Genomic DNA, 11895 nt, shown 5'->3' on the forward strand with positions numbered 1-11895 from the left:
ACTTAGTTCAACTGGTGGCGATAATCGCTCGGCGTGCGGTCAAATTCACGGCGAAATACGCGGGAAAAGGTCTGTTGCGACACGTAGCCAAGATCCATCGCGATATCAAATATCGGCCGCTGCGTTGAGCGTAACGCCTGCGCCGCCAGCAGCAGTCTGCGCTGACGGATGTACTCACCCAGCGTCTGATGCATAACCGTGCGGAACATTCGCTGTAAATACCATTTCGAATAGCCCGATTTTTTCGCGACCACATCAATGTTCAACGGTTGGTCGATATGTTCATCAATCCATTCAATAAGCGTCTGAATAATCTGCTGATGCGACATAAGGTTGCCCCTCTGTAGATACAACTATCTCGGTTAATTCGTCGTTTTCTCTGCGGGGGAGTATAATTCCTCAAGTTAACTTGAGGTAAAGAGGTTTTATGGAAAAGAGATTGCCGCGAATAAAAGCGCTTTTAACTCCCGGTGAAGTGGCTAAGCGAAGCGGTGTTGCCGTGTCGGCGCTCCACTTCTATGAAAGCAAAGGGTTAATCAAAAGCATTCGTAACGCCGGAAACCAGCGGCGCTACACCCGCGACGTGCTCCGCTACGTGGCGATTATCAAAATTGCGCAACGAATCGGCATTCCCCTGGCCACGATTGGCGAAGCCTTTGGCGTACTACCGGAAGGGCATACGCTGAGCCCGAAAGAGTGGAAAGAGCTGTCATCCCAGTGGCGTGAAGAGCTGGACAGGCGTATCCATACGCTGGTCGCTTTGCGTGATGAACTGGATGGCTGCATTGGTTGCGGGTGTTTGTCTCGTAGCGATTGTCCTCTGCGTAACCCGGGAGACAGGCTGGGCGAGCAGGGGACGGGGGCGCGGTTGCTGGAAGAGGATTGAGATCGGTTTGCCGGGTGGCGGCTGCGCCTTACCCGGCTTACAAAACCGAGAACCCAGGCCGGGTAAGCGAAGCGCCACCCGGTAAAAAGCATAATAAAGAACTAAAGCGCCACATAAGGGCGCTTTAGTTTTTCCCGGTCTTTGTCTTTCACTCTATCCCGCTGGTTCACGGGAGGGTTTCCCCCGACATCAGCACCCCTCGTGTCGAGCTGGTTGGGGAGGTTCCGGATTGTGCTGACACTTTAATTCTATGCAAGACCCGTTTTTTCGCCAGCCGCCCCCACGCTTTTTTAGCCGAATTTTTTTCGCGGTGTTGTTCGATTTTCTATAGTTAAAAAGTATGAATAACAGGAGAAAACCATGCTCACGGTACACCACCTCAACCAGTCGCGCTCGCACCGCGTGATCTGGGCGCTGGAAGAACTCGCGCTGCCTTATGAGATCGTTCACTACCAGCGGGAAAAGAACATGCTGGCACCGGCCTCCCTGAAAAAGGTGCATCCGCTGGGCAAATCACCGGTTATTGAAGATAACGGACTGATCCTTGCCGAATCCGGCGCCATTCTGGAATACCTGCAGGAAACGTACGATCCCGAGTCCCGGTTTAAGCCTTTAGATCCAGCCCATAAGGTGCAGTACCGCTTCTGGCTGCATTACGCGGAAGGTTCGCTGATGCCGCTGCTGTTAATGAAGCTGGTCTTTAATAGTCTCGGCAAGCCACCCGTGCCGTTTGGTATCAGAACCCTGGGGAAAGCGCTGGGGCAAGGGGTGCAGAAAGCGTATCTCAACCGTCAGCTGGAAACCCATGCGCGCTTTATTGAATCACATCTTGCTGAAAACAGCTGGTTTGCCGGGAAAGCGCTCAGCATGGCCGACATTCAGATGAGCTTTCCGATCTTTGCCCTGCTGGCACGCGGCGGTATCAACAACTTGCCGCATATTCAGGCATGGAAGACAAAGGTGGAGAACAGCCCGGGCTGGCAAAAAACCCTGGAGCAGGGTGGCCCGTTATCTATCCCGGGTGAGGATTGAAATGTAAACACATTGCGCATAAACGATAACGTTTGCGCATCCTCTGTTTATTTCTTCAGCGTCATAAGTGAGTTTTAGCGAAAAACGATAAAGTTCAGTTGAAAAGGGCGGGTATTAGGCTGGATAATCGTTTGCCTTAATTTGACCACCCGTTTGTAAGTGCGGAGCTAAACGTTTGCTTTTTTTGCGACGCCCTTTCGTCGCAAACGCAACACAAGGGTTTGACGTTTAGCTGGCAGCGGCGTCTCCACCTTGCTTACAGACTTCCTAAAAAACTCTCAGGGGATGTTTTCTATGTCTACGCCATCTGCGCGTACTGGCGGTTCACTTGACGCCATGTTTAAAATTTCGGCTCGCGGCAGCACCGTGCGCCAGGAAATCGTTGCGGGTTTGACAACGTTTCTGGCGATGGTTTACTCCGTCATCGTGGTGCCGGGCATGCTGGGCAAAGCGGGCTTCCCGCCCGCGGCGGTCTTTGTGGCGACCTGTCTGGTGGCCGGTGTCGGCTCTATCGTGATGGGTCTGTGGGCCAACCTGCCGCTGGCGATTGGTTGCGCCATCTCTCTGACCGCATTTACCGCGTTCAGCCTGGTGCTGGGCCAGCAGATCAGCGTCCCGGTTGCGCTGGGGGCTGTGTTCCTGATGGGCGTGCTGTTTACCGTTATTTCAGCGACCGGTATCCGTAGCTGGATCTTGCGCAACCTGCCGCAGGGCGTGGCGCACGGTACCGGCATCGGTATCGGCCTGTTCCTGCTGCTGATCGCCGCCAACGGCGTCGGTCTGGTCATCAAGAACCCGCTGGACGGTCTGCCGGTGGCGCTGGGTCATTTCGCCAGCTTCCCGGTGATTATGTCGCTGATCGGCCTGGCGGTGATTATCGGTCTGGAAAAACTGAAAGTCCCGGGCGGCATTTTGCTGACGATTATCGGCGTCTCCATTGTCGGCCTGATTTTCGATCCGAACGTTCACTTCTCCGGCATTTTCGCCATGCCGTCGCTGAGCGATGACAAAGGTAACTCCCTGATTGGCAGCCTGGATATCGTTGGCGCGCTGAACCCGGTGATCCTGCCAAGCGTGCTGGCGCTGGTGATGACCGCCGTGTTTGATGCGACCGGGACCATCCGTGCGGTTGCGGGTCAGGCAAACCTGCTGGATAAAGACGGCCAGATTATTGATGGCGGTAAGGCGCTGACCACCGACTCTCTGAGCAGCGTCTTCTCTGGCCTGGTAGGCGCGGCGCCTGCGGCAGTGTATATCGAGTCTGCAGCGGGCACGGCGGCAGGCGGTAAAACCGGCCTGACGGCGATCACCGTTGGCGTGCTGTTCATGCTGATCCTGTTCCTCTCGCCACTCTCCTATCTGGTTCCGGCCTACGCCACCGCGCCAGCGCTGATGTACGTTGGCCTGCTGATGCTGAGCAACGTGGCGAAAATCGACTTCGCGGATTTCGTCGACGCCATGTCAGGTCTGATTACCGCAGTGTTTATCGTGCTGACCTGTAACATCGTGACCGGCATTATGATCGGCTTCGCGTCGCTGGTGATTGGCCGAGTGGTCTCCGGTGAGTGGCGCAAGCTGAACGTAGGTACCGTGGTCATTGCCGTTGCGCTGGTGGCGTTCTACGCGGGCGGCTGGGCAATCTGAGTTGTCCTTTGATGCGAAAACGGGTGGCTCAGGCCGCCCGTTTTTATTTTCAGGACTCATCCTGTTGCCTTTTACGTTACTCTGGGGAAGATAGAATAAAAGGCACGACGCCTTCCGTAGTAAATAAGCAACACAGCAAACAGGGAACGCATGGAAATCTTCTTCACAATACTCATCATGACCCTTGTGGTCTCGCTATCCGGGGTGGTTACACGCGTACTGCCCTTTCAGGTCCCCCTGCCATTAATGCAAATTGCCATCGGCGCGCTGCTGGCGTGGCCGACGTTTGGCCTGCACGTGGAATTTGACCCCGAACTGTTCCTCGTGCTGTTTATCCCGCCACTGCTGTTTGCCGATGGCTGGAAAACGCCGACGCGTGAGTTCCTTGAGCACGGACGAGAGATCTTCGGCCTGGCGCTTGCGCTGGTGGTGGTCACCGTCGTCGGGATTGGTTTCCTGATCTACTGGACGGTACCGGGTATCCCGTTAATTCCTGCCTTTGCGCTGGCCGCCGTGCTGTCGCCAACCGATGCCGTGGCGCTGTCCGGCATTGTGGGCGAAGGCCGCATTCCGAAGAAAATCATGGGGATTTTACAGGGTGAGGCGCTGATGAATGACGCCTCCGGCCTGGTTGCCCTGAAGTTTGCCGTGGCCGTTGCGATGGGCACGATGGTCTTTACCGTCGGCGGCGCGACGCTGGAGTTCTTTAAGGTAGCCATCGGCGGTATTCTCGCGGGCTTCGTGGTGAGCTGGCTGTACGGCCGCTCATTGCGCTTCCTCAGCCGCTGGGGCGGCGATGAACCCGCGACGCAGATCGTGCTGCTGTTCCTGCTGCCGTTCGCCTCTTATCTGATTGCCGAACATATCGGCGTGTCGGGCATTCTGGCCGCGGTCGCGGCAGGGATGACCATCACCCGCTCCGGCGTGATGCGCCGCGCGCCGCTGGCGATGCGCCTGCGTGCCAACAGCACCTGGGCGATGCTGGAGTTTGTCTTTAACGGCATGGTGTTCCTGCTGTTGGGCCTGCAGCTGCCGGGCATTATGGAATCCTCGCTGGTGGCGGCGGAGGCCGATCCGAACGTTGAGGTCTGGATGCTGTTTACCGACATCGTGCTGATCTACCTGGCGCTGATGCTGGTGCGTTTCGGCTGGCTGTGGACGATGAAAAACTTCAGCGTCCGCTTCCTGAAGAAAAAACCGATGGAGTTCGGCTCGTGGACAACGCGTGAGCTGCTGATCGCCTCTTTTGCGGGCGTACGCGGGGCGATAACCCTCGCCGGTGTGCTCTCCATTCCGCTGCTGCTGCCGACGGGCGATGTCTTCCCGGCGCGTTACGAACTGGTGTTCCTGGCGGCGGGGGTGATTCTGTTCTCCCTGTTCGTCGGCGTGATTATGCTGCCGATTTTGCTCCAGCATATTGATGTTGGCGATTCGACCCAGCAGCACAAGGAAGAGCGCATTGCGCGTGCGGCCACCGCCGAAGTGGCGATTGTCGCCATCCAGAAAATGGAAGAGCGCCTGGCCGCGGATGCGGAAGAGAACATCGACAATCAGCTGCTGACGGAGGTGAGTTCCCGCGTAATTGGTAACCTGCGTCGCCGCGCGGACGGGCGTAACGATGTGGAAAGCTCGCTGCAGGAGGAGAACCTGGAACGCCGGTTCCGTCTGGCCGCGCTGCGCTCAGAGCGTGCCGAACTGTATCACCTGCGCGCCACGCGCCAGATCAGCAACGAGACGCTGCAAAAGCTATTGCACGATCTGGATTTGCTGGAAGCGTTGTTGATAGAGAATCAGTAGTCCGTGCGGTCTGATGCCCTCACCCCAACCCTCTCCCACAGGGAGAGGGAGAAGGGCACTATTCAGACCGCACCCAAAACCCCTCACAACACTGCAGCCACGCCTGCGCACTCTGGGACAAATAGACACCTTCACGCCAGATCATCCCCAGTTGCCAGTGCAGGTCGCTCTCCAGCGGGATCCAGCGCAGCGTGTTTTTATCCAGACGTTCGCATATCGGCTGCGGCAGGATGGCAATGCCTACGCCTGCCTGCACCATCGCCGCCAGGAAATCCCACTGACCGCTGCGCACTGCAATGCGCGGCTTCACGTTATGGTGTTGAAACAGCGTCATCAGCTGGCGGCTTAAGGCGAAGTCTTCGTTGTAGATCAACAGAGGGTGCTCACCGAGCAATTCAGGCTTCACCGAGTCTCTCTTCAGCCAGTCGCCGGAGCGGGGAACCAGCACGCACAGCGGGTGGCTAAAGAGCGGAAGCGTCGCCAGACTGCTCTCTTCCTCAACGGGGAGGGCGGTCATTGCCACATCGAGCTCACCGTTGGTGACGGCCTGCTGTACGGTTAACCCACCAAACTCCGAAATCTTCAGCTCAACGCCGGGGTAACGCTGGCGAAACAGGCTAATCGGCCCGGCCATCATCATTCCCACCATCGGTGGAATGCCGAGGCGCAGCACCCCTTTCGTCAGGTGGTTTATATCATCCAGCTCCGCTTCCAGCTGGCGGAACTCCGCCAGAATCGCCAGCCCGCGTTCGAACACCACGCGTCCGGTGTCGGTCAGCAACAGCTTGCGCCCGTCGCGGATCAGCAGGGTACAGTTCAGTTCATCTTCGAGGTTTTTCAGCATCTTGCTGATGGTGGGCTGGGTAACAAACAACTTCTCCGCTGCGCGGGTAAAACTTTGCTGGCGAACCACTTCGACAAAATAGCGCAGCGTTCTTATGTCCATGATTATTCCTCGAAACTATACCTGTGATGATTTTAATTCATTTCAGTCCACACCGTGCGCTCACTATACTGGCGCCTCGTCTCATTTTTGAGGAAAACCCCCATGGCCGTGGCGTTAAGCCGTGTTACGCCTGCCGTTGTACAACGACTCCAGGTACCGGTTCAGGTACTGCTCTACGCGGGACTGTTTGTTTTCGCCGAATATCTTGTCGGCTGGCTCCATCTGCCGCTGCCTGCCAACCTGGTGGGGATGCTGCTGATGCTGACGCTTATCCTCTGTCGCGTGATCCCCCTTAACTGGGTACGCGCCGGCGCGCGCTGGCTGTTAGCAGAGATGCTGCTGTTTTTTGTCCCTGCCGTGGTGGCGGTGGTGAACTATGCGCAACTGTTGATGGTGGACGGATGGCGCATCTTCGCGGTCATCGCACTGAGTACGTTGATGGTGCTGGGGGCGACCGCCTGGGTGGTGGATAAAGTCTATCGCTTTGAAATCAGCAGGCACAAACATGACTAACTTTCAGATAAGCGTCCTGTGCCTGATTGCTACGCTGGGGATCTACTTCGCCAACAAGCGGCTGTATCGCCGTTTTCATGCTCTGCCGCTGATGCCGCTGGTCTTCACACCAATCCTGCTGGTGCTGATGCTGGTCTTTGGTCATATCTCCTGGCAGGACTACATTGGTGAATCCCACTGGCTGCTGTGGCTGCTTGGCCCGGCGACCATCGCCTTTGCCGTTCCCGTTTACGACAACCTGGCGATCATCAAACGCCACTGGATGTCGCTCAGCGCCGGCGTGCTCACCGCCACGGTGGTGGCGGTCTGTAGTTCCGTCTGGCTGGCGCGGCTGTTTACGCTGCCCGATGAAATTCAGCGCAGCCTGGCCGTGCGCTCGGTGACCACGCCGTTTGCGCTGGCGGCCGCGAAACCGCTCGGCGGGCAGCCGGATCTGGTGGCGCTGTTCGTGGTGGTAACGGGCGTTTTTGGGATGGCGGTCGGCGATATGCTCTTTCTGCGGCTTTCTATTCGGGAAGGGATGGCCAAAGGCGCAGGGTTTGGCGCGGCGTCGCACGGCGCGGGCACGGCACGCTCGTATGAACTGGGTCAGTAGGAGGGCGTAGTGGCAAGCCTGGTGATGATGCTTTCAGGCGTGGTGATGGTGCTGATTGCGCCGCTGGTGGCGTGGGTGATGTTTTAAGCTCCCCGGCCAGAACGACCGGGGAGAAGGGCTTAGTGCGCGCGGCCCTGCTCAACGCCGAGACCGGTTTGTGAACGGATAAACTGGGCGCGGAATTTCTCACGCTCCAGGTTACCCTCCGGCGAGTTGTCAGTGGCCGAGAAGAACCAGATACCGATGAACGCCACGGCGATTGAGAACAGCGCCGGGTATTCGTACGGGAAGATGGCGCTGGCGTGACCGAGGATTTGCACCCAGATGGTCGGACCCAGAATCATCAGGATCACTGCCGTCAACAGCCCCAGCCAGCCGCCAATCATCGCCCCACGGGTGGTCAGTTTTGACCAGTACATGGAGAGCAGAATGATCGGGAAGTTACAGCTTGCGGCAATGGAGAAGGCCAGCCCCACCATAAAGGCGATGTTCTGCTTCTCGAACAGAATGCCCAGCAGAATGGCGACCACGCCCAGCACCAGCACGGTGATTTTAGAGACTTTCAGCTCATCACGTTCGCTTGCCCCTTTACGGAAGACGTTGGCGTAGAGGTCGTGCGACACCGCAGACGCGCCTGCGAGGGTTAAACCTGCCACCACCGCAAGAATGGTGGCGAAAGCCACGGCCGAGATAAAGCCGAGGAACAGGTTGCCACCCACCGCATCAGCCAGGTGCACAGCTGCCATGTTGTTCCCGCCAATCAGCGCACCCGCCGCGTCTTTAAACGCCGGATTCGCCCCCACCAGCATGATGGCGCCAAAGCCGATGATAAAGGTCAGGATATAGAAGTAACCCATGAAACCGGTGGCGTAGAAGACGCTCTTACGCGCTTCTCGCGCATCGCTCACGGTGAAGAAGCGCATCAGGATGTGAGGCAGGCCAGCGGTACCGAACATCAGGCCCAGACCGAGGGACAGGGCAGAAATCGGGTCTTTCACCAGCCCGCCCGGACTCATGATGGCTTCCCCTTTCGGGTGGACCGCCATCGCTTCGGTAAACAGGTTATTGAAGCTGAACCCGACGTGCTTCATCACCATAAAGGCCATAAAGCTGGCGCCGAACAGCAGCAGAACCGCTTTGATGATTTGCACCCAGGTGGTCGCCAGCATGCCGCCGAACAGGACGTACATCACCATCAGGACGCCAACCAGCACCACCGCGACGTGGTAGTTCAGGCCGAACAGCAGTTCAATCAGTTTACCCGCGCCGACCATCTGCGCAATCAGGTACAGCGCCACCACCACCAGTGAACCGCAGGCGGAGAGGGAGCGAATCGGCCCCTGCTTCAGACGGTATGAGGCCACGTCTGCGAAGGTATAGCGGCCCAGGTTGCGCAAGCGTTCGGCGATCAGGAACAGAATGATCGGCCAGCCGACGAGGAAGCCGAGGGAGTAGATCAGGCCGTCATAGCCGGAGGTGTACACCAGCGCAGAAATCCCGAGGAACGAGGCCGCGGACATAAAGTCTCCCGCAATCGCCAGTCCGTTCTGGAAACCGGTAATGTTGCCGCCTGCGGTGTAGTAGTCGTTACGGGAGCGCACGCGTTTCGACGCCCAGTATGTGATATACAGCGTCAGCACGACGAAAATCAGGAACATCACAATCGCCTGCCAGTTGGTTGGCTGGCGCTGTACCTCGCCGGTAATGGCATCTGCCGCGTGGGCGGCAAAGGGAAGTGTGGCGGCTAGCGCCGTCAGGACGCGCTTCATGATGCTTTTACCTCTTGCAGTACCGCTTTATTAAGACGATCGAATTCACCGTTCGCGCGCCAGACGTAGACGCCGGTCAGCACAAATGAAACCACAATCACGCCAATCCCGATGGGAATACCGCGCGTCACGCTGGTGCCCTCGTGCAGCGGGGTACCCAGCCAGTGCGGCGCAAAGGCGATCAGCAGAATAAAGCCGACGTAGATAATCAGCATGATGATGGAAAGAATGAAGGCAAACCGTTGCCGCTTATCGACGAGCTCCCTGTAGTGCGCACTATTCTCTATCTGCTGACAAATATCGTTATTCATCACAGAGTTCTCCAGAGGTAAGGTGGGTTTGTTTTTAGTTCCCTCTCCCCTGTGGGGAGAGGGTTAGGGTGAGGGGGGGAAGGTGCGGTCTGATGCCCTCACCCCGGCCCTCTCCCTGTGGGAGAGGGAGAAAACATTATGATGGCATTGCGATGGCCTGCTTCTCTTCGAGCAGTTTTTCCACCACGCCAGGATCCGCGAGCGTTGAGGTATCACCGAGATTGCTGGTGTCTCCCGCCGCGATTTTGCGCAAAATACGACGCATGATTTTGCCGGAGCGGGTTTTCGGCAGCGAATCGGTCCAGTGCAGCACGTCCGGCGTGGCAAGCGGGCCAATCTCTTTACGGACCCAGTTGCGCACCTCGGTATACAGCTCTGGCGACGGTTCTTCCCCGTGGTTCAGGGTGACGTAGGCGTAAATCGCCTGGCCTTTGATGTTGTGCGGAATACCCACCACGGCCGCCTCGGCAATTTTCGGATGTGAGACCAGGGCAGATTCAATCTCCGCGGTGCCAAGACGGTGGCCGGAGACGTTCAGTACGTCGTCCACGCGTCCGGTGATCCAGTAATAGCCATCTTCGTCACGACGCGCGCCGTCGCCACTGAAGTACATATTTTTAAAGGTTGAGAAGTAGGTCTGCTCGAAGCGATCGTGGTCGCCGAACAGGGTACGCGCCTGGCCCGGCCAGGAGTCGACGATCACCAGGTTGCCTTCGGTGGCCCCTTCCAGAGGATGACCTTCGTTATCCACCAGCGCAGGCTGCACGCCGAAGAACGGACGGGTGGCGGAACCGGCTTTCAGCTGTGTGGCGCCCGGCATCGGGGTGATCATAAAGCCGCCGGTTTCGGTCTGCCACCAGGTGTCCATCACCGGGCATTTCTCGTTACCGATTTTTTTCCAGTACCACTCCCAGGCTTCCGGGTTGATAGGCTCGCCGACGGACCCGAGAATGCGCAATGAAGAACGGTCTGTGCCTTCAATGGCTTTATCCCCTTCCGCCATTAAGGCGCGGATCGCCGTTGGGGCGGTGTAGAGGATGTTGACCTGATGTTTGTCGACGACCTGACACATCCGCGCCGGGGTCGGCCAGTTTGGCACGCCTTCAAACATCAGCGTGGTTGCACCACAGGCCAAAGGGCCATACAGCAGGTAACTGTGTCCCGTCACCCAGCCCACGTCGGCGGTACACCAGTAGATGTCGCCAGGATGGTAGTCGAAGACGTATTTGAAAGTGGTGGCTGCATAGACCAGATAGCCGCCAGTGGTGTGCAACACCCCTTTCGGTTTGCCGGTTGAGCCTGAGGTGTACAGAATGAAGAGCGGATCTTCCGCATTCATCTCTTCCGGCTGATGCTGGTCACTGGCGTTCTCAATCAGATCGCTCCACCACAGGTCACGCCCCTCGTTCCAGTCGATTTTGCCGCCGGTGCGCTTCAGGACAATAACGTTACTCACCGTTTTAACGTTCGGGTTTTTCAGCGCTTCGTCGACGTTTTTCTTCAGCGGGATACCGCGCCCTGCACGCACGCCTTCATCGGCGGTGATCACCAGTTTTGAACTGGAATCGACAATACGGCCGGCAACCGCTTCTGGCGAGAAGCCACCGAAAATAACGGAATGAATCGCGCCGATACGGGCGCAGGCCAGCATGGCCACCGCCGCTTCCGGCACCATTGGCATATAGATCGCGACCACATCGCCTTTTTTAATGCCTCTTTCCAGCAGGACGTTGGCGAAGCGGCACACGTCGCGGTGCAGTTCTTTATAGGTAATGTGTTTGCTCTGCGAGGCATCATCGCCTTCCCAGATAATGGCCGTCTCATTCCCGCGCTCGGCAAGGTGGCGGTCAAGGCAGTTCGCCGCCAGGTTCAGCGTGCCATCTTCATACCATTTAATGGAGACATTGCCGGGTGCAAAGGAGGTGTTCTTCACCTTCTGATAGGGTTTGATCCAGTCCAGGATATGGCCCTGCTCACCCCAGAAAGCGTCCGGGGCAGTGATAGATTGCTGATATTTCTCGTGGTACTGCTCCGGGTTGATCAGGCAACGGTCCGCAATGTTTGCGGGAATGTCATGTTTGTGTATTTGGCTCATGGCTTTTTTTCTCCTTGTAAGATGTTAATAATATGTCGCAAAAACGTTAATTGTAGGGGCTTTACAAGCTTTGTTTATTATTTGGGCTGCAGATCACGCATTGTTTGAACAGGTTGAAAAATGAGCGAATGAAAGTTTGAAGGAAAATAATTTATGCTGACGATTATTCACATTTATGTTTAAAAAAGCGTTTTTATAACAAACGGTTATTTATCAGAATTAGAACAAACCCCCGTCATCGTCGCTTTTATGAGTGAAATGCGTCGTTCTTTAAGGCTTGCGCAACAGGCCGCGCAAATGATACTCA

At 56.9% G+C, this 11895-nt stretch carries 10 protein-coding genes and 1 pseudogene; 6 read left to right on the forward strand and 5 right to left on the reverse strand.

Annotated features, from left to right (window positions below; all coding sequences use genetic code 11):
- Positions 1-2: 2 nt before the first annotated feature.
- A complete protein-coding gene (gene soxS, locus C1N69_RS01590) occupies positions 3-329 on the reverse strand; it encodes a superoxide response transcriptional regulator SoxS (protein ID WP_013095071.1) in 327 nt (108 codons plus the stop codon).
- Positions 330-427: 98 nt separating this feature from the next.
- On the opposite strand from soxS, the gene soxR reads away from it, so the two are divergent.
- The 4 genes from soxR to C1N69_RS01610 all read left to right on the forward strand — a co-directional run bounded on the left by soxR (position 428) and on the right by C1N69_RS01610 (position 5359).
- Positions 428-886 carry a redox-sensitive transcriptional activator SoxR gene (gene soxR, locus C1N69_RS01595; protein WP_025757852.1) on the forward strand — a complete coding sequence of 153 codons (459 nt, stop codon included), beginning with the start codon at positions 428-430 and terminating at the stop codon, positions 884-886.
- 360 nt (positions 887-1246) lie between these two features.
- A complete protein-coding gene (locus tag C1N69_RS01600) occupies positions 1247-1918 on the forward strand; it encodes a glutathione S-transferase family protein (protein ID WP_059386356.1) in 672 nt (223 codons plus the stop codon).
- Between the two features lie 294 nt (positions 1919-2212).
- Positions 2213-3562 carry a guanine/hypoxanthine transporter GhxP gene (gene ghxP / locus C1N69_RS01605; RefSeq protein ID WP_045285548.1) on the forward strand — a complete coding sequence of 450 codons (1350 nt, stop codon included), beginning with the start codon at positions 2213-2215 and terminating at the stop codon, positions 3560-3562.
- Between the two features lie 150 nt (positions 3563-3712).
- Entirely contained in the window at positions 3713-5359 is a 1647-nt protein-coding gene (locus C1N69_RS01610; protein ID WP_008503391.1) for a Na+/H+ antiporter, read from the forward strand.
- 58 nt (positions 5360-5417) lie between these two features.
- Here C1N69_RS01610 and C1N69_RS01615 read toward each other — a convergent pair whose 3' ends face one another.
- Positions 5418-6305: a LysR family transcriptional regulator gene (locus C1N69_RS01615; RefSeq protein WP_155030560.1), complete on the reverse strand. Its 888-nt coding sequence runs from the start codon at positions 6303-6305 to the stop codon at positions 5418-5420.
- A gap of 102 nt (positions 6306-6407) precedes the next feature.
- Here C1N69_RS01615 and C1N69_RS01620 point away from each other — a divergent pair, with 102 nt between their 5' ends.
- A complete protein-coding gene (locus tag C1N69_RS01620; RefSeq protein ID WP_021242769.1) occupies positions 6408-6818 on the forward strand; it encodes a CidA/LrgA family protein in 411 nt (136 codons plus the stop codon).
- Positions 6811-7500, forward strand: a pseudogene (locus C1N69_RS01625) (LrgB family protein). The gene C1N69_RS01620 and the pseudogene C1N69_RS01625 overlap by 8 nt, the downstream one beginning before the upstream one ends.
- 32 nt (positions 7501-7532) lie before the next feature.
- Here C1N69_RS01625 and actP read toward each other — a convergent pair.
- From actP to acs, 3 genes are all read right to left on the reverse strand, one after another.
- Positions 7533-9182 carry a cation/acetate symporter ActP gene (actP, locus tag C1N69_RS01630; protein ID WP_045285546.1) on the reverse strand — a complete coding sequence of 550 codons (1650 nt, stop codon included), beginning with the start codon at positions 9180-9182 and terminating at the stop codon, positions 7533-7535.
- Complete coding sequence (locus C1N69_RS01635) at positions 9179-9493, reverse strand: DUF485 domain-containing protein (RefSeq protein WP_025757861.1); 315 nt, start codon at positions 9491-9493, stop codon at positions 9179-9181. The genes actP and C1N69_RS01635 overlap by 4 nt, the downstream gene beginning before the upstream one ends.
- 136 nt (positions 9494-9629) lie before the next feature.
- Positions 9630-11588, reverse strand: coding sequence for an acetate--CoA ligase (acs, locus tag C1N69_RS01640; protein ID WP_059386358.1), 1959 nt, complete (start codon positions 11586-11588; stop codon positions 9630-9632).
- Between the last annotated feature and the right edge of the window lie 307 nt (positions 11589-11895).

The organism is Enterobacter sichuanensis (assembly GCF_009036245.1).
Classification (GTDB): Bacteria; Pseudomonadota; Gammaproteobacteria; order Enterobacterales; family Enterobacteriaceae; genus Enterobacter; species Enterobacter sichuanensis.

What these genes read in the sequence shown, in the direction of transcription:
- C1N69_RS01600 (WP_059386356.1), top strand. Translation starts at nt 1,247, where the DNA reads ATGCTCACGGTACACCACCTCAACCAGTCGCGCTCGCACCGCGTGATC.
- C1N69_RS01610 (WP_008503391.1), top strand. Translation starts at nt 3,713, where the DNA reads ATGGAAATCTTCTTCACAATACTCATCATGACCCTTGTGGTCTCGCTA.
- C1N69_RS01615 (WP_155030560.1), bottom strand. Translation starts at nt 6,305, where the DNA reads ATGGACATAAGAACGCTGCGCTATTTTGTCGAAGTGGTTCGCCAGCAA.
- acs (WP_059386358.1), bottom strand. Translation starts at nt 11,588, where the DNA reads ATGAGCCAAATACACAAACATGACATTCCCGCAAACATTGCGGACCGT.
- actP (WP_045285546.1), bottom strand. Translation starts at nt 9,182, where the DNA reads ATGAAGCGCGTCCTGACGGCGCTAGCCGCCACACTTCCCTTTGCCGCC.
- C1N69_RS01620 (WP_021242769.1), top strand. Translation starts at nt 6,408, where the DNA reads ATGGCCGTGGCGTTAAGCCGTGTTACGCCTGCCGTTGTACAACGACTC.
- soxS (WP_013095071.1), bottom strand. Translation starts at nt 329, where the DNA reads ATGTCGCATCAGCAGATTATTCAGACGCTTATTGAATGGATTGATGAA.
- C1N69_RS01635 (WP_025757861.1), bottom strand. Translation starts at nt 9,493, where the DNA reads ATGAATAACGATATTTGTCAGCAGATAGAGAATAGTGCGCACTACAGG.
- ghxP (WP_045285548.1), top strand. Translation starts at nt 2,213, where the DNA reads ATGTCTACGCCATCTGCGCGTACTGGCGGTTCACTTGACGCCATGTTT.
- soxR (WP_025757852.1), top strand. Translation starts at nt 428, where the DNA reads ATGGAAAAGAGATTGCCGCGAATAAAAGCGCTTTTAACTCCCGGTGAA.